The following is a 22,177-nucleotide window of genomic DNA, read 5'->3' as shown; positions in this document are numbered from 1 at the left end:
GGCGGAACGCCACGGCCCACACAGACAAAACCCCGGCGAAGCGGTCCGTCCGGGGCTGCCCCGTCTTAAGGGATGAGACCGGGCGAGGCAAGGAGATGTCAGCCGCCTTTGAAACGTCGTCCCGTCATCCCCAGCTTCGGCACCGCCGACAGGTCGGGATTGCATTCGCGCAATCGCAACCCCTTGCATCGCGCGCCCACATGGCGGCCCAATGCAGCCAGCCGCCTGACGTTTCAGAGGAACATCATGTCTCACCCGGCCCCGTCCGTTTCCTCGTTTCACCCGCTTTCACCCGCGCTCGCGATGGGAGCGGTAAGGCTGCGCGTTCGTGAAGCGGCTCGCTCCATCGCCTTTTATACCCGCACGGTCGGCCTCGCCCTGCTCGGCCATGATGGGGGACTTATCCGTCTCGGTGCCGGCGATCGGACACTGATCGAGCTGGAAGTGGCACCCGATGCCTCTCCACGTCCGCGTGGCAGCACGGGGCTGTTTCATGTGGCCATTCTCGTCCCGGACCGGCCCTCGCTCGCGGTCGTGCTGCGGCGATTGATCGCCCAGCAGATTCACATCGGCGCTTCCGATCATCTCGTCAGCGAGGCGCTCTATCTCGACGATCCTGATGGGAACGGCATCGAGATCTACCGCGACCGCGCCGCTGCCGAGTGGCGCTGGCAGGGGAATACGATCGAGATGGCGACCCATCCGCTCGACATGCGCGGCGTGCTGGCCGAACTACCCGCCGACGCCACCATCGACACAGCGACGCCGGCGGGAACCCGGATCGGCCATGTTCACCTGCAGGTGGGAGCATTGGAACCGGCCCGTCGCTTTTATGTCGAGCATTTCGGCTTCGACGTCGTGACCGATCGCTATCCCGGGGCGCTGTTCGTCAGCGCAGGGAGGTATCACCATCACCTCGGACTCAACATCTGGCAGAGCCGCGGTGGCAACGCGCCCCCGGCGGGCAGCACAGGCCTTATTCATTACGAAACGCTTCTGCCGGACCAAGCGGCGGTCGACGCTCTAGCGGACCGGCTGCGCACGCTTGGCGAGACGGTCGAAGAGCAGGAGTTTGGCTTCGCCGTAGCAGACCCGTGGGGCACTCGTGCCATCGTGAAAACGCCCTGAAGTGCACCGAGCAGACCGCACGCTGATTGGCTTCGGGGCCCGCATATCAGTTAATTTCATCGATGACGGCGCTTCATCGTGAGCGGAAATGCTCTAGAGAGACAGCCCGTATCTTCGGTGCAGCCAGCCATGTTCCGTCGCCTGCTCGACGCCCCCTATCTGCTGCTCTCCCTCGTCTCGCTGTTCTGGGCTGGCAATATTGTGCTCGGGAGGCATGTGGCCGGCCATGTTCCGCCGGTGACGCTGGCATGGCTGCGTTGGGTATTGGCCTTTCTCATTCTTCTGCCTTTTGCATGGCGCGCGATGAAGGCGGACGGACCCATCGCGCTTCGGCACTGGAAGTTGCTCGGCGTCCTCGCCTTCACCGGCATCACGCTGTTCAACACCATGGCCTATCACGCGGTGCAGTTCACGCCGGCGCTCAACGCCCTGCTGATTCAGTCCACCGGGCCGCTTCTCATCGCCTTCTGGTCCCTTGTGCTGAACGGGGATCGCCTTTCCGGCGGCCAAGCTGGCGGCATCGCCCTGTCGCTGCTCGGCGTATTGACGATCATCTGCCGCGGCGATCCGGATGTGTTGATGCGGATCGAGTTCAACCGCGGCGACCTTTGGATGATCGAGGCCATGGTGATCTACGGAATCTATTCCTCGCTGCTGGCACGGCGCCCGGCCATGTCGCAACTGGGCTTTCTGGGTTTCACCCTCGGGCCCGGCGCCCTGCTGTTGACCCCACTGTTCATTGCCGAGCGAAGCGTCGGAGCGCCCATGGTGTTCGACCTGACCTCCTTCGCCGTCATTGGTTATGTGGCGATCTTTCCCTCGGTGCTGGCCTATCTGTTCTTCAACCGTGGGGTGCAATTGGTGGGACCGAACCGCGCGGCCCCCTTCTTCCACCTGATGCCGGTGTTCGGCTCGGTGCTGGCGATCATGTTTCTTGGCGAGCGGCCGCATCTCTACCACGCCGCGGGCTATGCGCTCGTGCTCGCCGGCGTCGTCACAGCAACCGTGTTCGCACCGCGCAGGGTTGCGCCGCCGGAGCTTTAGCCCAGCTCGAAGCTGGTGACGCCGTAGAGCTGATCCAGAGCCACCGGTCGTGGGACGCCGGTATACATGCGCGCGGTCTCGAATACGGGTGAGAGCCCATGCCGGCGCGCCAGCGCCAGTGCCGCTGCGTTGGGCTCAGGCACGTCCAGCACGATCTCTCCCTCACCGACCGCCGCAGCGAGCGCATCAAAAAGCACGTCAGCAGTACCGGCCTCCTCAGCGACCAGCGGACCGATCTTGAAGCCATGGCGCGCCGGGCGGACGACGCCCCAGCCGGCAAGCCGCCCTTCCCGCATCACCGCCCTGCCGACATGACCCGGCGCGGCAAGCCAAGCGCGCAGGAAGGCCGGGCGCGGTGCTGGAAAAATCCGCGCATCGCTGGCTTCCAGCAAAGGAAAGGGGACATCGGCCAGATCGAGAACCCCGGCCGCGTGCGCCTTCATCTCCGCCATCTGCACCGCCCCGGCGAAACGGATATTGCGATAGGCGAAGCGAAAGCCCTGCGACGCATAATTGGCCTGCTGCGCCAGCACGCCGTCGAGCCCGATCACACGCGATCCCGCATGGGCAAGGCCGGCCTGCCAGATCGCCTTGCCTATGCCGCGCCCACGCAGATCCGGCCGAACGATGTAGAAGCCGAGAAAGGCGAAGCCGGCGTCATAGTTCACCACCGAAAGGGTGGCTGCCGGCTTACCGTCGAGTTCGGCTGTCAGGAAGCCCAGCGGATCAACCGCACCAAAGCAAGCGGCATCCGACAGGCCGGGATTCCAGCCTTCCGCGGCAGCCCAATCAATGGCCAACTGGATTTCGTCGGCGCGCAGGGGACGAGTATGCACAGTGCCGGCCATGGCGCTCACCGCTGATTCGGACCTTGAGAGGCATCATGCTCAGCGAACTGATCCTTGGCATAGCCATGAACATCGCAGTGATGCTGGTGCATCTCGGCGCCACCTTCCTGCTGATCGCACTGGTGCGCCCCTTTGAGAGCCGACTTTGGGGCAGCCCCTATCTGCGACTCATGCTGGCCCTGCTCACCACCAATGCGCTGCTGCTGTGCGCGCACCTCTTCGAAGTCGGCCTCTGGAGCCTGCTATATGGCGCTCTCGGTCTGGTGGCCGACCCTGCCGACGCCTATTACTCCGCCTTCGTGAACTATACGACGCTCGGCTATGGCGACGTGCTTCAGGCCACACGCACGCGTCTGCTCGGCCCGATGGCGGCCGGAAGCGGCATACTGATGTTCGGCTGGTCGACCGCGCTGCTGATCTATGTGCTGCAGGGACACCTGCCCCACCTCACAGACCACCGCTCAGCCCCGCGATGATGCCGACCAGCGCGGAAATCAGTCCTGCGTGCAGCTGGCGATCGGGGGCGCGTTCTCGCCCTTGGTCAGGTCATACAGACTGCCGGTGTTCCCCTTGGTCCACCATACGAAGCGGTCGCCCGCATAGCGCGCGCCGGAGCCCGCGAGCACATTGACCATGACCAGATATTCGTCCTTGAACGAAACGGTCGCGAGGGCAATGGGCGGAGCGTTGATATAGGTCGCCTCAAGATCCTTCATCGTGTCGCAGGTATATTTCACCTTGGTCGTGATGACCGAACTGCCTTTGGGAACCGGGATGACGATGTGGTCAGCCGCCTTGGCGGCGCCCGCTCCGATGACGAACAGGGCGGCAGTCAGGACGGGCAGGTTTTGGCGCATGGGGCTCATTCCGGTTTGTGGTGCTCGTGCCAATGGCGGGCGATGTCGATCCGGCGCGGCACCCATACGCGGTCATGGCGGGCGATATGGTCGAGAAATCGCTGAAGCGCGAGAATTCGTCCGGGCCGCCCGACGAGGCGGCAATGCAGCCCGACACTGAGCATCTTGGGCGCCTCCGCCCCTTCCGCATAGAGCGCATCGAAGCTGTCGCGCAGATAGGTGAAGAACGGATCGCCATTGCTGAACCCGGCGGGGATGGCGAAGCGCATATCATTGGTGTCGAGCGTGTAAGGGATGCTCAGATGAGGCCCGCTCGGCCCCTCGACCCAGAACGGAAGATCGTCCGAATAGATGTCGGAATCATAGAGGAAGCCGCCCTCCTCCATAACGATGCGGCGCGAATTCACGGAGGTGCGTCCCGTGTACCAGCCGAGCGGCCTCTCACCGACAAGACGCGTGTGAAGCTCCATGGCGGCGTCGAAGTCGGCCTTCTCCGCCTCATAACTATGGTTGCGGTAATCGATCCATTTGAGCCCATGGCTGGCGATTTCCCAGCCCGCCTCCTTCATCGCCGCCACCGCCTCCGGGTTGCGGGCAAGCGCCGTGGTGACGCCGTAAACCGTCACCGGCAGGTTGCGTGAGGTGAACAGGCGCCACAGCCGCCAGAAGCCGGCGCGCGAGCCATATTCGTAGATCGACTCCATGTTCATATGGCGCATGCCCGGCCAGGGCTGGGCCCCGACGATTTCCGACAGGAAGGCCTCCGAGGCCGCGTCACCATGGAGGATGCAGTTCTCACCGCCCTCCTCATAGTTGATGACGAATTGCACGGCGATCCGCGCATCACCGGGCCATTTCGGGTCGGGCGGAGTACGCCCATAGCCGATGAGATCACGGGGATAGGCAGAATCGATATGGAACATGGAGCGCTACTCGCGAACCGGGTGACCGCAACCGTCGTCCGGCTGTCAGCCTAATGGCTTATCCTCGGCGAGCAAACTGCGCCATGCCATAAGACTGCATGGCCATTTCGCAACTGCCGCATAAATCTTGCCGGCGGGCCTCGACAAGGCGATACCGCCTGGTCTTGATTGGGCCAAACAGATCAAAGGTGTCCGATGTCCCTCCCCGATCCCAGCTTCCTTCTCGCCCGCGCCCCGGTCGTCCCCGTCGTCACTGTGCCGAGCGTCGCGGCCGGGGTGAAGCTCGCGCGGGCTCTGGTGGAAGGTGGCCTGCCGCTCATCGAGGTGACGCTGCGCACGCCCGCGGCGCTGGAGGCCATCGCCGCCATCGCTGCCGAGGTACCGGACGCCATCGTTGGCGCCGGCACCGTGACACGGCCCGACCTGATCCAGAAGTGCATTGATGCTGGCGCCCGTTTCCTTGTCAGCCCCGGTTGCCCGCCGGCGCTCGCCGAAGCGTTGGCCGAAGCACCGGTGCCGGTGATGCCCGGCTGCGCCACGGCGACCGAGGCTATGGCATTGCATGCGCTGGGCTTTCCGGTGTTGAAGCTGTTCCCGGCAGAAGCGGTGGGCGGCGCCAACCTGATAAAGTCGCTGTCCGGCCCTCTTCCCGATCTGCGCTTCTGTCCGACCGGCGGTATCGGCCCGGACAATGTCGGCAAGTACCTCTCGATGTCGAATGTTCTGGCCGTGGGCGGCTCGTGGGTCTGCCCGAACGAGGCCATCAATCTCGGTGACTGGGAGCAAATCGTGGCGCTCTCCAAGGCCGCCGCGAAGCTACACCGCGCCGCGTTTCCCGGCTGAACGTGGCTCACATAACAAAGCCCGCCGGGAGGTGATCCCGGCGGGCTTTTTCATGCCTTGCGTGACGACTCAGAAGCGCAGCGAGCGAGCCTGCTTCACCGAGGGAAGCTGCTGCACTTTGTCGAGCAGTTCGGCGGGAACCTGCCCGTCGACCTCGACGAGAGCAATGGCGTCGCCGCCCTGATGGTCGCGGCCGAGCGCGAAGGTGGCGATGTTGATGCCCGCATCGCCGAGGAGACCGGCGAACCGGCCGACGAATCCCGGCTTGTCCTCATTGGTCACGTAGATCATCGAGGGCGCGAATTCGGCATCGACCTTGATGCCCTTGATGTCGATGATGCGCGGACGGCCATCCGCGAACACCGTGCCGGCGACCGAGCGTTCCATATCCTCGGTCACGACGGTGAGCGTCACCAGGCTCTCATAGTCACCGGCGACGTCGCGGGTGGTCTCTTCAACCACAATGCCACGTTCCTTGGCGACGCTTGGGGCCGACACGACATTGATGTCGGCCAGCGCAGGGCGAAGCAGGCCGGCAACAGCGGCGGAGGTCAGCGCCTTGATCTTGAGGCCGGCGACCGCGCCGTCATAGGTGATGCGCACGGTCTTGATATCGGTCTCGGTGAGCTGCCCCGCGAAGGAGCCGAGCTTCTCCGCGAGCTCGATGAAGGGCTTGAGCTTCGGCGCTTCCTCGGCCGTGATGGACGGGAAGTTCACCGCATTCGAGATGGCTCCGCGCAGCAGATAGTCGCTCATCTGCTCGGCCACCTGCAGCGCGACATTCTCCTGCGCTTCCGTGGTGGAGGCGCCGAGATGCGGGGTGCAGATCACATTAGGCAGGCCGAACAGCGGATTCTCGTTCGCCGGCTCGGTGATGAACACGTCGAAGGCCGCGCCCGCGACATGACCGGACTTCAGCGCCTCGGCCAGCGCCGCCTCATCGACAAGGCCGCCGCGCGCGCAATTGACGATGCGCACGCCCTTCTTGGTCTTGGCGATCGCCTCGGCGGAGAGGACGTTCTTGGTCTTGTCGGTCAGTGGCGTGTGCAGGGTGATGACATCGGCACGGGCGAGCAGATCGTCGAGTTCGACCTTCTCCACACCGATGTCGAGCGCCCGCTCGGGCGAGAGGAAAGGATCGAAGGCGATGACCTTCATCTTCAGGCCAAGCGCGCGGTCGGCGACAATGGAACCGATATTGCCGCAACCGATGATGCCGAGCGTCTTGGCAGTCAGCTCGACGCCCATGAAGCGGTTCTTCTCCCACTTGCCGGCCTGGGTGGAGGCGTCGGCGGCGGGGATTTCGCGGGCCAGCGCGAACATCATGGCGATGGCATGCTCGGCGGTGGTGATGGAGTTGCCGAACGGCGTGTTCATCACGATCACGCCCTTGGCCGTGGCCGCCGGGATATCGACATTGTCGACACCGATGCCAGCGCGGCCGACCACCTTGAGACGCTTGGCGTTCTCGAGGATCTTCGGCGTGACCTTGGACGCCGAGCGGATCGCGAGGCCGTCATAATTGCCGATGATCTCGGCGAGCTTGTCCTTGTCCTTGCCGAGGTTCGGCTGGAAATCGACCTCGATGCCGCGATCCTTGAAGATCTGCACGGCGGCCGGGGAGAGGGCGTCGGAAATGAGAACGCGGGGAGCCATGATTCAGGTCCATCCGATGGATTGAGGTCGCCCGCACAGCGCGGGCAGGCAAATCGTCCCGCCGCTGGCGGGAGAGGACGGCGAAGCGTTCGTCGGGCAGGGCTCGGATCATCGGCGGCGACGGGCCGGGAGAGAAAAGCCGATCGTCGCCGGGATGCGGTCCCGTCCCGTTCGCCGCCCCCTCGCGTCAGCGGCGGGAACGCGCGAGACGGATCAGGCTGCCTTTTTCAGGCCGGCCTTGGCTTCGCCATAGGCCCAGTCGAGCCAGGGAAGCAGCGCCGCAAGGTCCGACGCCTCGATGGTCGCGCCGGCCCAAATACGCAGGCCTGCCGGAGCATCGCGATAGGCACCGATGTCATAGGCGACACCCGCCTTCTCGAGCGCTGCGGCAAGCGCCTTGGCGAAAGCTTCCTGCGCGTCGGCGGGCAGAGCCTTCACCTCGGGATCGGCAACGACAAGGCAGACGGACGTGTTCGAGCGCGTCGCCGGCTCCTTGGCGAGGAAGTCGACCCAGTCGGTCCTGGCGACCCAGTCGGCGAGAACCTTGAAATTCGTGTCCGAACGCCCGACGAGACCCTTGAGCCCGCCGACCGACTTCGCCCACTCCAGCGCATCGATATAGTCCTCGACGCAGAGCATGGACGGCGTGTTGATCGTCTCGCCCTGGAAGATCCCCTCGATCAGTTTGCCGCCGGAGGTGAGACGGAAGATCTTTGGCAGCGGCCAGGCCGGGACATAGGTCTGAAGGCGTTCCACGGCGCGCGGCGAGAGGATCAGCATGCCGTGCGCGGCTTCGCCGCCCAGCACCTTCTGCCAGGAATAGGTGACGACATCGAGCTTGGCCCAGTCGAGTTCCTGGGCGAAAGCCGCTGAAGTCGCGTCGCAAATGGTCAGGCCGGTGCGGTCGGCGGCAATCCAGTCGCCATTGGCGACGCGCACGCCGGAGGTGGTGCCGTTCCAGGTGAAGACCACGTCATGGTCGAAATTCACCTCGGCAAGGTTGGGAAGCTCGCCATAGCCCGCCTTGAGGACACGGGCGTCCTTGAGCTTGAGCTGCTTGACGACGTCCGTCACCCAGCCTTCACCGAAGCTTTCCCAGGCGAGCAGATCGACCGGGCGAGCGCCGAGCAGCGACCACAGCGCCATTTCGACCGCGCCCGTGTCGGACGCCGGAACGATGCCGATGCGGTAGTCAGCGGGAATCTGCAGGACCTCGCGAGTGAGGTCGATGGCAAGCTTGAGCTTGTTCTTGCCAACCTTGGCGCGGTGGGAGCGGCCGAGCGGAGCATCGCTCAAAGCCTCCAGCGTCCAACCGGGACGCTTGGCGCAAGGACCAGACGAAAAATTGGGATTGGCCGGCTTCGCCGCCGGCAGAGCATTCATAGTCATTTTAGCCATCCTCTCAGATGGACGTCCCACGGTGGGGTGGGATAGCCCGAGCGGGGATTTACTCCCGGCCCCGGCCCTGCGCAAGCGGATTTTTGGGATACCTTCCAGGTGAGCGCCACGAACACACGCTCCGGCGCGAAGGTCGATCCGAGAAACGCGCCTCAATCGATAAGGTAGCGGGCACCGAGGCGGATCTCGTGCGCGCTTTGCTGGAAATCGGGCACGCCACCGCCCAGATCGACGCTATCGAGGCTCAGATAGCGATAGCCGACATCGACCTGCCAGTTCGGTGCCACAGCCACCACAACGCCCGCCATGAGCGCCCAGGCCACTCCCCAGCCATCGGTATCGCCGATGTCCGCGCCCAGCAACTCGACATCGGTGAGCGACACGTAGCCGGCGCCGACACCCGCACCGACATAGGGCGTGAGCCCCTTCCAACTACCGAGATCGACATAGAGATTGGCGAGCGCGGTTGCGGTGCTGAAATCGGCAGAGAAGCCCTGCGCCGACACGTCGGCCTTGCCACGGTAATCGACCGTCAGGTCCGCCCGCAGCCAGTCGGCGAGACGGACGCCGACGCCAAGCCCGATCAGCCAGGCGTCATCGATCGCTGGATCAACCGATGGCGTGAAGTCGAGTTGCGACCAGTCCGGCGTTTCGTTGACGACATAGCCAATGTCGCCACGCAGATACCAGCCGCTCTCATCCTCGATGACCGGGGCCTTGGCCAGGAGATCGTCCGCCGATGAGCCGATATCCGCCGCAGAGGCGCTGCAGACGGCAAGCATCAAGGCTCCGCCGGCTCCACAGACACCACGGGCGAGTCGCGACGACCACCATGAACAACGCATCCAACCACCCCCGAGGCGCCGGAAAATCCTCCGGCAACATTCGACGGCGGCAAGGATTGCAGCGAAACTTTAAGGACGGCTTAACCTTAACGCTTCGCCAACAGGCGTCAGCTCAACTTGGCTGAACGTGCCGCAGCCTCAAGGTGCGGCGTCAGCGCAGGATCCAGCTTCAGCGCCAGGGCCAGCCGGGCAAGGAAGGCCCGCTCGGAACTCGTATCCGCGTCAATCGCCAGAAGCGCGGTCATGTAGACTTCCGCGGCCTCTTCAGGTGTCGCCACCTCGCGGGCCAAGCTCTCCACCGTCGCCGGATTGGCGAATTCCGCCGTGAGAAAGCGTTCGGCTTCATCAAGCTGCGCGCCCTGCTCGTTCAGCTTGCCGCTGATGGCGACGCGCTCCCGCTCGTCGATGTGGCCGTCCGCCAGCGAAGCCGCGATCATGGTGCGCAAAAGAACCAGAGGCAGTTGCGTGCGGTCCGCCTGTGCCGGGTTGAAGGGCGAATCCGGCGGCGGCAATTGCGCCCCGTGGGTCGGCGAAGGGGTTGCCGCCTGCTGCGGCTGGCCGCCCTGCTGGTAATTCTGATAGGCCTTGTAGGCGAGCGTACCGACGAGGGCGAGGCCGCCCAGCGCCACGGCGCTCTTGGCGACCTTGCGTCCCGATTTGTTGCCGAGCACCAGCGAGACAAGAGCACCTGCCGCCGCGCCCGAGGCGAGCGAACCGCCATTGTTCGACAGATAGCCCTTGGCCTGGCTCAGAAGGTCGCCGCTGCCGGAGGGCTGCGCCGCGCCACTGGTCGTCCCGCCGGAGAGACCGCCAAGCAACCCGCCGAGAGAATTGGCAAGGCTGGCTCCACCGGTTGACGTCGGCAGGTTACCGGTGCTGCCGGACTGGGGCGAGAGGAACTGGTCGAGAAGGCGCTTGGCGTCGAAGTTGCCGCTATTGAACATCGCGTGAATCCCGTTCTCAAAGAGTCGAACCGGACGTAGGCACGCATCATGGCTTCCGCAGGGAAATGTGAGCGCAACCGATAACCTCCGCGTGATCGCGCATTCGTCCAGGCGAGGGGCTGTCGCATCTCATGTCGCATTTGTTCAACGGCCGCGCCGAAACAATGCTCGCCCTCGCGGCGCCGCCGCGCGAGCATGGTTCATCATCGATCAGGCACATCACTGTCGGAGGCAAAATTGCAGAAATTCTCCGGCCTTGAACTTCTCCGCCGCGCCCTTGGCGGTCACAAGAGTTGGCAGCCCCAGTGGCGCAATCCTGATCCCAAACCCGAATATGACGCTGTCATCATCGGCGCCGGCGGCCATGGACTCGCGGCGGCCTACTACCTCGCCAAGGAGCACGGCATCACCCGCGTCGCGGTGCTGGAGCGCGGCTGGCTCGGCGGCGGCAATACCGGCCGCAACACGACCATCGTGCGCTCCAACTACCTGTTCGACGAGAGCGCCGCGCTTTACGAGCATTCGGTGAAGCTGTGGGAAGGCCTGTCGCAGGACATCAATTACAACGTCATGTATTCGGCGCGCGGCGTGCTCATGCTCGCCCACAACATTCATGACGTGCAGAGCTTCAAGCGTCACGTCCACGCCAACCGGCTGAACGGCGTCGACAATGAATGGCTGACCGCCGAGCAGTGCAAGGAATTCTGCCCGCCGCTCAACATCTCCTCGATGCGCTATCCGATCCTCGGCGGTGCCTTGCAGCGGCGCGGCGGCACGGCCCGTCACGACGCGGTGGCCTGGGGCTTTGCCCGTGCCGCCGATGCGCGTGGCGTGGACATCATCCAGAACTGCGAAGTCACCGGTATCCGCCGCGGGGCGGACGGCGCGGTCGAGGGTGTCGAGACCTCGCGTGGTTTCATCCGCACGAAGAAAATTGGCGTCTCCGCCGCCGGCCACACCAGCGTGGTGATGGCGATGGCGGGCGTCCGCATGCCGCTGGAAAGCTACCCGCTTCAGGCGCTGGTGTCGGAGCCGGTGAAGCCGGCCTTCCCGACGGTCGTCATGTCCAACACCATCCACGCCTATATCTCGCAGTCCGACAAGGGCGAGATGGTCATCGGCGCCGGCACGGACGCCTATACTTCCTATTCCCAGCGCGGCGCGCTGCACATCACCACCCACACGCTCGACGCCATCTGCGAGCTCGTTCCGCAGTTCCGTCGCCTGCGCATGCTGCGCAACTGGGGCGGCATCGTCGATGTGACGCCGGACCGCTCGCCCATCATCGCCAAGACGCCGGTGCCGGGCCTTTATGTGAATTGCGGCTGGGGCACGGGCGGCTTCAAGGCGACGCCGGGGTCCGGCAATGTCTTCGCCCACACCATCGCGAAAGACGCGCCGCACCCGATCAACGCCCCCTTCACGCTGGAGCGGTTCCGCGACGGCTTCCTGATCGACGAGGCGGCCGCGGCCGCCGTTGCGCACTGAGCGAGGACGCGATGCTCATCATCACCTGTCCCTGGTGCGGCGCCCGGCCCGAGCTGGAATTCCGCTATGGCGGCGAGGCTCACATCGCCCGCCCGGCCGACCCGTCCACCCTCACGGACGAGGAATGGGCCGATTTCCTCTACAACCGCACCAACCCCAAGGGCCTGCACGCTGAACGCTGGCGGCACGTCCATGGCTGCGGCCGCTTCTTCAACGCCGTGCGCGACACGGTGAGCGACTTCTTCGTCGTTACCTACAAGGCCGGTGAAACGCGCCCGGACATCGCGGGAGATCAGGCGAAATGACCAACCGCTTCCGCACCCCGTCCGGCGGGCGCATCGATCGCTCGGCGCCTGTTTCCTTCCGCTTCGACGGCAAGACCTATAGCGGCTACAAGGGCGATACGCTGGCCTCGGCGTTGATTGCCAATGGCGTCCATCTGCTCGGCCGTTCGTTCAAATATCACCGTCCGCGCGGCATCCTGTCGGCGGGCTCCGATGAGCCGAACGCCCTCGTTGCCGTCGCCCGCGATGCCGCACGCGTGGCACCCAATCTGCGCGCCACGCAGGTCGAGCTTTATGAGGGGCTGAGCGCGGAGAGCCAGAATCGCTGGCCCTCGCTCGCCTTTGATGCCGGCGCGATCAACGACCTCGCCGCCCCCTTCCTGCCGGCGGGCTTCTACTACAAGACCTTCATGTGGCCGGCGGGAGCGTGGAAGCGATTCTACGAGCCGAAGATCCGCGCCATGGCCGGCCTCGGCAAGGCACCCACCCTGCCCGACCCGGATCGCTACACCCAGAACTATGCCTTCTGCGACGTGCTCGTCGTCGGCGCCGGCCCGGCCGGCCTCGCGGCGGCGCTGGCGGCGGCGGAGAGCGGCGCGCGGGTGATCCTGTGCGACGAGCAGGCGGAGCTTGGCGGCTCGCTGCTGGCGGAAGTCGGCGCGACCATCGAGGGCAAGCCGGCGCAAGCCTGGCTGGCCGACACGCTGGCGAGCCTGTCGAAGCATGAGAACGTTACGCTTCTGCCGCGCACCACCGCCTTCGGCTACTTCCCGCACAACATGATCGCGCTGGCCGAGCGCGTGAGCGAACACCTCGCGGCTCCCGACCACGACCTGCCGCGCGAACGGCTCTGGCAGGTGCGGGCGACCGAGGTGGTGATCGCCTCCGGTGCGCATGAGCGCCCGCTGGTGTTCCCCGACAATGACCGGCCCGGCGTGATGCTGGCCGATTCCGGACGCACCTATGTGAGCCGCTATGGCGCCAAGCCTGGCGACCGGGCGGTGATCTTCACCGCCTGCGATTCCGGCTATCGCACCGCGCTGGAACTCAAGGCCGCCGGCGTCACCATCGCCGCGATCGCGGATCTGCGCCCGCAGCTTCACGGTGAACTCCCCAGCCGCGCCCTCGCCGCTGGCATTGACGTGCGGCCGGGAACCGTCGTCACCGGCACGTCCGGTCGGCTGCGCGTCTCCTCCGCCGATCTCGCCAAAGTATCCGGCGGCGCAGTCGGCCGGTCCGAGACCATCGCGTGCGACACGGTGCTGATGTCGGGCGGCTACACGCCGAGCCTCCATCTGTTCTCCCAGTCGCGCGGCAAGCTGGTCTGGGACGCGGCCTCCGGGTCATATTTGCCGGGCACCTCGGTCGAGCGCGAGCGCTCTGCCGGCGCCTGCCGGGGCGTCTATGGGCTCAACGCCGTGCTGGAAGACGGCTATGCCGCTGGCGAGGCCGCCGCCAAGGCGGCGCGTGACACCGCCTCGCCGCAGCGCGGTGCGACGCCGGTGAACGGCGCCTCGTCCCGTTCCTTCAAGGCCGAAGCGCCGGACCTCGGCAATGACGGCTTCATCGGCGCCACCCCGCACAACCGAAACCCGGCTTTCGCCAAGGCTTTCGTGGACTGGCAGAACGATGTCACCTCCAAGGACATCAAGCTCGCCACCCGCGAGGGCATGCGCTCCATCGAGCATATGAAGCGCTACACCACGACCGGTATGGCGACCGATCAGGGTAAGACGTCCAACATGAACGCCCTCGGCATCGTGTCCGAGGCGCTCGGCACGCCGGTGCCGCAGATCGGGCTGACCACCTTCCGCCCGCCCTTCACCCCCACCACCTTCGGCATCTTCGCCGGCGAGGCGCGGGGCGATCTGTTCGATCCGGTGCGCAAGACCCCGATCCATGACTGGGCGGCCGAGCATGGCGCCGCCTTCGAGGATGTCGGCCTGTGGAAGCGCGCCTGGTACTTCCCCAAGGCCGGCGAGGATCTCCACGCCGCTGTCGCCCGTGAATGCAAGGCGGTCCGCGCTTCCGTCGGCATGTTCGACGCCTCGACGCTCGGCAAGATCGAGATCGTCGGCCCGGACGCCGCCGAGTTCATGAACCGCATGTACACCAATGCCTGGGCGAAGCTCGAGCCCGGCCGGCTGCGCTATGGCGTGATGCTGCGCGAGGATGGCTTCGTGATGGATGACGGCGTGGTCGGTCGCATGGCGCCGGACCGCTTCCATGTCACCACCACGACCGGCGGCGCGCCGCGCGTGCTCGCCCATATGGAGGATTATCTCCAGACCGAGTGGCCCGACCTCGACGTGTGGCTGACCTCCACCACCGAGCAATGGGCGGTGATCGCCGTGCAGGGCCCGAATGCCCGCGCCGTGCTGGAGCCGCTGGTCGAGGGGATCGACCTCGGCAAGGAAGCCTTCCCGCATATGAGCGTGCGCGAGGGACGCATCTGCGGTGTGCCCACGCGGCTGTTCAGCGTCTCCTTCACCGGCGAGCTGGGCTTCGAGGTGAACGTGCCGGCTGAATATGGCCGCTTCATCTGGGAGGCGATCCACGCCTCGGGTGAACGCTTCGGCATCACGCCCTACGGCACCGAAACCATGCATGTGCTGCGCGCCGAGAAGGGCTACATCATCGTCGGGCAAGAGACGGACGGCACCGCGACCCCCGATGACGTCAATCTCGGCTGGGCGGTCGGCAAGGCCAAGAAGGATTTCGTCGGCAAACGCTCACTGGCCCGCGCCTCCATGTCCGCCCCCGATCGCAAACAGTTGGTCGGCTTGCTCACCACCAACCCGGCCACCGTGCTGGAAGAAGGCGCGCAGATCGTTGCCGATCCCACGGCGCCGGTACCCGTGCCGATGCTCGGCCATGTCACCTCCGCCTATCACAGCGCGGTGCTCGGCCGCTCCATCGCTCTGGCCGTCATCAAGGGCGGGCGGGCACGCATCGGCCAGAAGCTGTCCGTGCCGATGCCCGGCAGCGTGATCGAGGTCGAGGTCGTCGAGCCGATGTTCTACGACCCCAAGGGAGAGCGCCTGAATGCTTGATACCCCCTCTTCCGCCGGGCACTCGACCATGCCGGTCTCCGCTGATCCGCTGGCAAGCCTCGCCTCGGGCTCACCCCGCCGCGCCACCGCGCGTCTGACCACGTTGGACCGGACCGCCCGCCTCGTATTTCGCGGCCGCGAGTCGGCCATCGGTCCCGCTGGCGAGGCCTTCGGCGTCGCGCTGCCGCGCGAGGCCTGCCGATTCGCCAGCAATGAAGGCCGCTCCGCCCTGTGGCTCGGGCCGGATGAGTGGATTTTGCTCGCGCCCGGCGCGCAGGCCGGTCCGATCGCGGCCGCCATCGAGGCTGCAACGGCGGGCCTTCCGCATTCGCTGGTCGATGTCTCCTCCCGCAGCGTCGGCATCGAACTGTCCGGCCCCAAAGCCGCCTTCGTGCTCAACCAGGGATGCCCGCTCGACCTCGGTCTCGGCCGCTTTCCGGTGGGCATGTGCACCCGCACGCTGTTTCACAAGGCGGAAATCGTGCTCTCGCGCACGGCGGGCGAGACCTTCCGCATTGATGTCTGGCGCTCATTCGCGCCCTATGTCTGGAGCCTGCTCGAAGAAGGGCGGCGGGAACTGGACTGACGCCCGCCGGCAACGATCCGGTCCTGAGGGCGTGATACCAAGAACAGACCGCGACAGCGGCAGGCGGGGGCGGCAGCGTCGATGATCAGTGCGTTCGAGCTCTTCAAGGTCGGCATCGGGCCTTCCTCGTCCCACACGGTGGGGCCGATGGTGGCCGCCGCGAGCTTCGCCGACGCCCTGTCGGCCTCGGATCTGCTCGCCCGCACCGTGCGCGTCGAGACCGTGCTGTTCGGTTCGCTGGCCTGGACCGGCAAGGGCCACGGCACCGACAAGGCGATCATCCTTGGCCTCGCCGGCGAACGCCCCCAGACAATCAATCCTGACCGCGCCGAGGCGCTGGTCGCCGACGTGACGGACGCCAGGCGCCTGATCGTGGCGGGCACGCAGGCAATCGCGTTCGATGCCACCGCCGACATCCTGTTCGATGGCCATACCCCCGCGCCAAAGCACCCCAACACACTCGCCTTCAGGTCTTTTGACGCCGCCGGAAGCCTGCTCGTCGAGGAACGCTGGTGCTCCATCGGCGGGGGCTTTGTGGTGCCCGAGGCAGAGGTTGGCGAGCCAACGACCGTCGCAGGCGAGCCCGACCTTCCCTACCCTTTCCGCAATGCGCGCGATCTTCTGGCGCTGGGCGCTCGCTCCGGCCTCTCCATTGCCGAGATGGTTACCGCCAATGAGCAGGCCCGCCGCCCGGCCGAGGAGGTGGACCGCCACCTCGATCTCGTGACAGACACCATGATGACCTGCATCGACCGGGGTATCTCCACCGCCGGCGAACTACCCGGCGGGCTGAAGGTGAAACGCCGCGCCAAGGCGATCCGCGACACGCTGATCGCCCGCAACTCCCGCACCCCGCATGAGGTGATGGACTGGGTCAGCCTCTACGCCATCGCGGTGAACGAGGAAAACGCCGCCGGCGGGCGGGTGGTGACGGCCCCGACCAATGGCGCCGCCGGCGTGGTGCCGGCGACCCTGCGTTACTACCGTGACCATTGTCCGGGTGCGAGCCGGGCGGGCATGCACCTGTTCCTGCTCACCGCCACCGCCATCGGGGCGCTGTTCAAGATGAACGCCTCGATCTCCGGTGCCGAGGTCGGTTGCCAGGGCGAAGTAGGGGTCGCCTGCTCCATGGCAGCCGCGGGCCTTGCCGCCGCGCTGGGCGGCAATAATGCGCAGATCGAGAACGCCGCCGAAATCGGCATGGAGCACCACCTCGGCATGACCTGCGATCCGATTGGCGGGCTGGTGCAGGTGCCCTGCATCGAACGCAATGCCTTCGGTGCCATCAGCGCGGTCAATGCGGCCTCCCTCGCCCTGCATGGCGACGGCACCCACATCGTCTCGCTCGACAAGGTAATTGTGACCATGCGCGAGACGGGGCGCGACATGGCCTCGAAATACAAGGAAACCTCGCTCGGCGGCCTTGCGGTGAATCTGCCCGAATGTTGAAGAAGCCTCCGCGCGAAGCTGAAACGGCACCGGTCTTGCTACGCCATGCGGCGAATTTGCTATGCTGTGATCCGGAGCGAGCCATGACCCAGCAACGGCCCACATCATTCGGCAGCCCGGGGGCGCAAAGTGCGGCGGCGCCGGCGCTGAATGTCGGCTTCATCCTGACCGACAATTTCACGCTTTCCGCCTTTTCGCTGATCGTCGATCAGTTGCGTCTGGCGGCCGATGAAGGTGATCGGTCGCGTCCGATCCTCGCCCGCTGGCAGGTGATGTCCTCCCGGTCCGAGCCGATCCGCGCGAGTTGCGGTGTCAGCGTCGCGCCGTCGGGACCGCTCGCCGACCCGGCTGCCTTTCACTACATCATCGTGGTCGGCGGACTGCTGCATGGCGGGAACCAGCTCGACGAGGAGAGCGTCGCCTATCTCAAGCGCGCCGCCCGCGCCGGCATCCCGCTGGTAGGGGTGTGCACCGGCAGCTTCGTTCTGGCCCGCGCCGGACTGATGACCGGACGCCGCTGCTGTGTATCCTGGTATCATTATCAGGATTTCCTCGACGAATTCCCTCACCACACCCCGGTGGCCGACCGTCTTTTCGTCATCGACGGCGATCGCATCACCTGCGCCGGCGGCGGCGGGGCGGCGGACCTTGCCACCGCCCTGGTGGAGAAGTTTCTCGGCCGCTCCGTCGCGCAGAAGAGCCGCCATGTGCTGCTGCTCGACCGCCAGCGGCCGGGCACCGAATCCCAGCCGCATCCGCCCATCGCCGATCTGGTGGCGGATGATCGCGTGCGACGGGCTCTGCTGCTGATGGAACAGCACCTCGCCGACCCCCTGCCGATCGCCGATATCGCCCGCCGGCTGCATTTGTCCACGCGGCAGTTGGAGCGGCTGTTCCAGACCATCATGGGCCAGCGCCCGGCGGAGTTCTACCGCCGGCTGCGGCTGCGCTATGCGCGCTTCCTGCTCGATACGACCGGCCGCTCGGTCACGGATATCGCGCTGGAGGCAGGCTTCTCGGACTGCGCGCATTTCTCGCGTCAGTTCAAGGCGCAGCACGGCTTCACGCCTTCCGATGCGCGAGCCCGCGTACCAGGTCCGGCCACCCAGAGCATGGCGGCGAGCCGTCTGTTCGACTGACGCGATGGGTCAAATGCCGGTCCCCGTCGGGCTGGCGTTGCCCTTCATCAGGATCGGCCCGGTGGGGCGACCGGTGGGCGAGCCGCCCGCCGGTTCCAGCGTAATCTCATAAAGCTGCTCGGCCGCCGGAAGCGGCAAGCCTTCCACCTTCAACTCGACAGTCCGCAGCGTATCCAGCAAGCCGACGGAGACCGGCCCCCGAACGCGGTCCCACAGCGTCCAGACCTGCAGCGACTTGCCCTCCGGCGCCGACAGAGCGCTCAGCGCCAGGAGTTCGGTGCGGCCATCGCGGAAGGCATTGACGACCGCGGCGGGCTGATTCTGATCGGAGAGAAGAACCGCCACCAGGACAGGGGCCTGCGCCGCCTGGCGCGAGACATGTGACAGGCCGACCGCCAGCAGCAGGCTCGCAGCGCAAGCCGTGAGACCCAAGCCGCGCCACAGCGCGAGATTTTCCCACCAGACTTTTGCCCACCCGCGACCAGCCGTCCGGCGCGGCGAAGCGATGCCCCCCAGAGGCTCCAGGGTGCCCGATCGCGCGCCCTCCGGGCTCGCCTGCCCCTCCAGAGAGACTTCGATACGCCGCCACAGGCCGGGATCGGGGGCGACCAGAGGTGCGGTCGCATCGAGTTCCGCAACCCGCTCGCGCCACTCCTCCACCAGCGCGGCAAGCCGCGCATCGACGGGGAGCAGTTCCTCGCACAGCCGTTCCTCATCCGCATCGAGCAACCCCAGCACATACTCGCTGGCAAGACGCTCACGCTCGTCGGGGCTCATGCCAGGCAGTCCTTGAGCGTGCGCAGGCTGCGCCGGATCCACGCTTTCGCCGTGCCGAGCGGCACGCCAAGCCGGCCGGCCAATTCGCCGTGGGTGAGGCCGCGCAGATAGGCCAGCAGGATAGCCCTCCTCCGCATCGGCTCCAGCCGGTCGAGGCACCGCCTGAGGGCGCTGGTCTCCGACAGGGCCACCAGCAGGCTCTCGGCATCGGTCTCCTCCGAGATCGGCTCAATGGCGTCGTAGTCTTCGACCAGTTCGATCCGCCTCTCACCCCGCAAAACATTGAGAGCGGTACGCCGCAGGATAGTGAAGACCCAGGCCGACGCCTTGCCGCGCGCAGCATCGAAACTGCCGGCCTTCTCCCAGATGCGCAGGAAGGTATCGTGGACGACCTCTTCGGCCAGATCGCGGCGACGCAACATGCGCAGCGCGACGCCTGTCATCTTCGGCGCCAGATGCTCATAGAGGCGATGCAGGCTCGCCCGTTCTCCGCGCGCGCAGCCATAGATCGCTTCGTTGAGTTCGTCATCGAGAGGCCCATGGGCGATGCGCGTCAGGCTCGGCATGGGATTTTCCGCAGGTTGCTCTCAACACGGTACGCCCGGCTGGCATCGCTGGATGCAGCGCCAAAACTTTTTTAACAGCGCCTGCGTCCATCGGGGGGCGCCGTGTGTAGCCGCTCCGTCCAGCCGACATGCTGTCGGCGTGAAACGGAGTACGCCATATGAAACGTTCGATGATCGCCCTCGTCATCGCCGGATCGGCGATGGCCGCCACCGGCGCCAGCGCCCAGTCCGTCGCAGCCCTGCTCGACGGCAACACCATCGCCATCGTCGATGTGACGACGGCGAAGGCCGGGGCACCGGTGAAAGTTTCCGGCACAGGCACGCTTGTCGGCATAGATGTGCGCCCCGCCGACGGCTTGCTGTACGGCCTGTTCAATGACGGCACGCTTGTCACCATCGATCCGAAGAGTGGGGCCACCATGGCTAAATCGAAGCTCGACATGATGCTGCCTGCCGGCTCCATGGCGACCGTGGATTTCAACCCGGTGGCTGACCGGTTGCGCATCATCGGCAGCGAGGGCACCAATCTGCGGGCCAATGTGGACGACGGGAAGGTAACCAAGGACGGCGCGCTTAAATATGCCGAGGGCGACATGCACAAGACCAAGGCACCGAAAGTCGTCGCCGGCGCCTACACCAACTCGGTAAAGGGCGCGAAAGAGACCGCGCTGTTCGACATCGACGGCGCGGCCGGTACGCTCATCAAGCAGGCCCCCCCCAATGACGGCGTGCTCAATACGATCGGCACGCTGGGCGTGAGCGCGGGCAGCTACGCCTTCGACATTCCCGCCGGCGGCAGCAACGAGGGTTGGTTGATGGCCGACGGCACGCTCTACCGCGTCGATCTCGCCAGCGGCAAGGCGGCGCCCGTTGGTATGATCGGCGGTGTGTCCGGCAAGGTGCATGACATCGCCATACTGCCGGGCATGTGAGGTCAATTTCGACAGGGGCCGCTCGACGCGGCCCCTCACGGCCCAAATGTCGCGTACAGCAAAGCGCCTGTCGCTTGCGTGAAAGTTTCTCCCGCACTTGTGTCGAACAATTCCAGACGACAAGCGGGGCGCGAACCCGCGAGGGAGAACAGACCGATGCTCGACAGCACGCAGACCCCGCTCAAATCCCTGATCCACCGCCGCAAGCCGGGCTACAGCCTGGAGGCGCCGTTCTACACCAGCCCCGAGATCTTCGAGGCGGACATGGACGTGATCTTCGGAAGCCACTGGATCTTCGTCGGTGTCGAGCCGGATGTCCCCGAGCCGGGCGACGCCATGACCCTCGACATCGGCAAGACCGCCATCGTGATCGTACGCGACGACGACAACGAGGTTCGCGCCTTCCACAATGTCTGCCGCCACCGCGGCGCCCGGCTGGTGCTGGACTACAAGACGACGGTCGGCAACCTCGTCTGCCGCTATCATTCCTGGACCTATGGCCTCGATGGCAAGCTGCTGTTTGCCGAGCATATGGGTCAGGGGTTCGACATGGGCTGCCACAGCCTGAAGCCCATCCACTGCCGCTCGCTCGAAGGACTGATCTTCGTCTGCCTGTCGGATGACCCGCCGGCCGATTTCGACGTGATGGCGGCGAAGATGGCGCCCTATCTCGCCCCGCACGACCTGAAGAACGCCAAGGTCGCCTTCGAGAAGGACATCATCGAGCCGGGCAACTGGAAGCTCACCATGGAGAACAACCGCGAGTGCTATCACTGCGCGGGCAATCACCCGGAGCTGACGGTCCCCCTCTTCGCCTATGGCTTCGGCTTCGCGCCCGAGGAACTGGACGAGCATGAGCGGCTGGAAGCCGAGAATTACGCCAACCTGCTGACGACGAGCCATCGCGAATGGGAAAGCTGCGGCTTCCCCTCCACCATGATGGAGCACCTCGACGACATGGTGACCGGCTTCCGCACCGAGCGCCTGCCGCTGGCCGGCGATGGCGAGAGCCACACCTCCGACACCAAGGCCGCCTGCAAGAAGCTGCTGGGCAAGATCAACGATCCCAAGCACGGCGCGCTGCATTTCTGGACCCAGCCGAACTCCTGGCACCATTTCATGTCGGACCATGCGGTGGTGTTCTCGGTGCTCCCGCTCGATGCCGAGCGGTCTCTGCTGCGCACCAAATGGCTGGTGCACAAGGATGCGGTCGAGGGCGTCGACTACGACATCGAGAACCTCACCGGTGTGTGGGACGCCACCAACGATCAGGATTCGACGCTGGTTGGCTACTGCCAGGAAGGGGCCCGCAGCCCGGCCTATGAGCCCGGCCCCTACTCGCCGCACACCGAGATGCTCGTAGACAAGTTCTGCAACTGGTATATCGGCCGCATGGTCGAGCATGTCGGCCGCTGAG

At 65.7% G+C, this 22,177-nt stretch carries 21 protein-coding genes; 12 read left to right on the top strand and 9 right to left on the bottom strand.

What is annotated here, in order from left to right; genetic code table 11:
• Positions 1 to 108: 108 nt before the first annotated feature.
• Both KIP89_RS19240 and KIP89_RS19235 read left to right on the top strand, forming a co-directional pair.
• On the top strand, positions 109 to 1,128 hold the full coding sequence (locus KIP89_RS19240; RefSeq protein ID WP_250152661.1) for a VOC family protein: 1,020 nt from the start codon (positions 109 to 111) through the stop codon (positions 1,126 to 1,128).
• A 129-nt stretch (positions 1,129 to 1,257) separates the two neighbouring features.
• Complete coding sequence (locus KIP89_RS19235; RefSeq protein WP_213757209.1) at positions 1,258 to 2,172, top strand: DMT family transporter; 915 nt, start codon at positions 1,258 to 1,260, stop codon at positions 2,170 to 2,172.
• Here KIP89_RS19235 and KIP89_RS19230 read toward each other — a convergent pair.
• Positions 2,169 to 3,020: a GNAT family N-acetyltransferase gene (locus tag KIP89_RS19230; protein ID WP_213757208.1), complete on the bottom strand. Its 852-nt coding sequence runs from the start codon at positions 3,018 to 3,020 to the stop codon at positions 2,169 to 2,171. The genes KIP89_RS19235 and KIP89_RS19230 overlap by 4 nt on opposite strands.
• Positions 3,021 to 3,085: 65 nt before the next feature.
• Here KIP89_RS19230 and KIP89_RS19225 point away from each other — a divergent pair, with 65 nt between their 5' ends.
• Positions 3,086 to 3,496: an ion channel gene (locus KIP89_RS19225; RefSeq protein WP_213757207.1), complete on the top strand. Its 411-nt coding sequence runs from the start codon at positions 3,086 to 3,088 to the stop codon at positions 3,494 to 3,496.
• Between the two features lie 18 nt (positions 3,497 to 3,514).
• Here KIP89_RS19225 and KIP89_RS19220 read toward each other — a convergent pair whose 3' ends face one another.
• Together KIP89_RS19220 and puuE are read right to left on the bottom strand one after the other, a co-directional pair.
• Positions 3,515 to 3,877: an MliC family protein gene (locus KIP89_RS19220; RefSeq protein ID WP_213757206.1), complete on the bottom strand. Its 363-nt coding sequence runs from the start codon at positions 3,875 to 3,877 to the stop codon at positions 3,515 to 3,517.
• A gap of 5 nt (positions 3,878 to 3,882) precedes the next feature.
• On the bottom strand, positions 3,883 to 4,800 hold the full coding sequence (gene puuE / locus KIP89_RS19215; protein WP_213757205.1) for an allantoinase PuuE: 918 nt from the start codon (positions 4,798 to 4,800) through the stop codon (positions 3,883 to 3,885).
• Between the two features lie 195 nt (positions 4,801 to 4,995).
• Here puuE and eda point away from each other — a divergent pair, with 195 nt between their 5' ends.
• On the top strand, positions 4,996 to 5,643 hold the full coding sequence (gene eda / locus KIP89_RS19210; protein ID WP_213757204.1) for a bifunctional 4-hydroxy-2-oxoglutarate aldolase/2-dehydro-3-deoxy-phosphogluconate aldolase: 648 nt from the start codon (positions 4,996 to 4,998) through the stop codon (positions 5,641 to 5,643).
• Positions 5,644 to 5,712: 69 nt separating this feature from the next.
• Here eda and serA read toward each other — a convergent pair whose 3' ends face one another.
• From serA to KIP89_RS19190, 4 genes are all read right to left on the bottom strand, one after another.
• Positions 5,713 to 7,302, bottom strand: coding sequence for a phosphoglycerate dehydrogenase (gene serA / locus KIP89_RS19205; RefSeq protein WP_213757231.1), 1,590 nt, complete (start codon positions 7,300 to 7,302; stop codon positions 5,713 to 5,715).
• A gap of 210 nt (positions 7,303 to 7,512) precedes the next feature.
• Positions 7,513 to 8,688, bottom strand: a complete 1,176-nt coding sequence (locus KIP89_RS19200) for a phosphoserine transaminase (RefSeq protein WP_213757203.1) — start codon at positions 8,686 to 8,688, stop codon at positions 7,513 to 7,515.
• Positions 8,689 to 8,849: 161 nt separating this feature from the next.
• Positions 8,850 to 9,479 (bottom strand): outer membrane protein, encoded by a 630-nt coding sequence (locus KIP89_RS19195; protein ID WP_250152659.1) that lies wholly within the window; start codon positions 9,477 to 9,479, stop codon positions 8,850 to 8,852.
• A gap of 170 nt (positions 9,480 to 9,649) precedes the next feature.
• Positions 9,650 to 10,486 (bottom strand): tellurite resistance TerB family protein, encoded by an 837-nt coding sequence (locus tag KIP89_RS19190; protein ID WP_213757201.1) that lies wholly within the window; start codon positions 10,484 to 10,486, stop codon positions 9,650 to 9,652.
• 237 nt (positions 10,487 to 10,723) lie between these two features.
• On the opposite strand from KIP89_RS19190, the gene KIP89_RS19185 reads away from it, so the two are divergent.
• From KIP89_RS19185 to KIP89_RS19160, 6 genes are all read left to right on the top strand, one after another.
• The gene (locus KIP89_RS19185) at positions 10,724 to 11,974 is read left to right on the top strand and encodes a sarcosine oxidase subunit beta family protein (protein ID WP_213757200.1); all 1,251 of its coding nucleotides are present in this window, start codon (positions 10,724 to 10,726) and stop codon (positions 11,972 to 11,974) included.
• An 11-nt stretch (positions 11,975 to 11,985) separates the two neighbouring features.
• Positions 11,986 to 12,279: a sarcosine oxidase subunit delta gene (locus KIP89_RS19180; RefSeq protein WP_213757199.1), complete on the top strand. Its 294-nt coding sequence runs from the start codon at positions 11,986 to 11,988 to the stop codon at positions 12,277 to 12,279.
• The gene (locus KIP89_RS19175) at positions 12,276 to 15,311 is read left to right on the top strand and encodes a sarcosine oxidase subunit alpha (RefSeq protein WP_213757198.1); all 3,036 of its coding nucleotides are present in this window, start codon (positions 12,276 to 12,278) and stop codon (positions 15,309 to 15,311) included. The genes KIP89_RS19180 and KIP89_RS19175 overlap by 4 nt, the downstream gene beginning before the upstream one ends.
• Entirely contained in the window at positions 15,304 to 15,897 is a 594-nt protein-coding gene (locus tag KIP89_RS19170; RefSeq protein WP_213757197.1) for a sarcosine oxidase subunit gamma, read from the top strand. Before KIP89_RS19175 ends, KIP89_RS19170 begins: the two co-directional genes overlap by 8 nt.
• 81 nt (positions 15,898 to 15,978) lie before the next feature.
• The gene (locus tag KIP89_RS19165) at positions 15,979 to 17,346 is read left to right on the top strand and encodes an L-serine ammonia-lyase (RefSeq protein ID WP_213757196.1); all 1,368 of its coding nucleotides are present in this window, start codon (positions 15,979 to 15,981) and stop codon (positions 17,344 to 17,346) included.
• A gap of 83 nt (positions 17,347 to 17,429) precedes the next feature.
• Positions 17,430 to 18,485, top strand: coding sequence for a GlxA family transcriptional regulator (locus tag KIP89_RS19160; RefSeq protein ID WP_213757195.1), 1,056 nt, complete (start codon positions 17,430 to 17,432; stop codon positions 18,483 to 18,485).
• A gap of 9 nt (positions 18,486 to 18,494) precedes the next feature.
• Here the strand turns inward: KIP89_RS19160 and KIP89_RS19155 are convergent, their stop codons facing one another.
• Together KIP89_RS19155 and KIP89_RS19150 are read right to left on the bottom strand one after the other, a co-directional pair.
• Entirely contained in the window at positions 18,495 to 19,262 is a 768-nt protein-coding gene (locus KIP89_RS19155; RefSeq protein ID WP_213757194.1) for an anti-sigma factor, read from the bottom strand.
• Positions 19,259 to 19,828, bottom strand: a complete 570-nt coding sequence (locus KIP89_RS19150) for a sigma-70 family RNA polymerase sigma factor (RefSeq protein WP_213757193.1) — start codon at positions 19,826 to 19,828, stop codon at positions 19,259 to 19,261. The genes KIP89_RS19155 and KIP89_RS19150 overlap by 4 nt, the downstream gene beginning before the upstream one ends.
• 158 nt (positions 19,829 to 19,986) lie before the next feature.
• Here KIP89_RS19150 and KIP89_RS19145 point away from each other — a divergent pair, with 158 nt between their 5' ends.
• Positions 19,987 to 20,760 carry a DUF4394 domain-containing protein gene (locus KIP89_RS19145; protein WP_213757192.1) on the top strand — a complete coding sequence of 258 codons (774 nt, stop codon included), beginning with the start codon at positions 19,987 to 19,989 and terminating at the stop codon, positions 20,758 to 20,760.
• Between the two features lie 156 nt (positions 20,761 to 20,916).
• Positions 20,917 to 22,176 carry an aromatic ring-hydroxylating oxygenase subunit alpha gene (locus KIP89_RS19140; protein ID WP_213757191.1) on the top strand — a complete coding sequence of 420 codons (1,260 nt, stop codon included), beginning with the start codon at positions 20,917 to 20,919 and terminating at the stop codon, positions 22,174 to 22,176.
• Position 22,177: the final 1 nt, after the last annotated feature.

The sequence above is a fragment of the Ancylobacter radicis genome (assembly GCF_018449475.1).
Classification (GTDB): Bacteria; Pseudomonadota; Alphaproteobacteria; order Rhizobiales; family Xanthobacteraceae; genus Ancylobacter; species Ancylobacter radicis.
The sequence above is the reverse complement of the archived record's forward strand: the minus strand, read 5'-3'. Positions and strand labels throughout refer to the sequence as shown.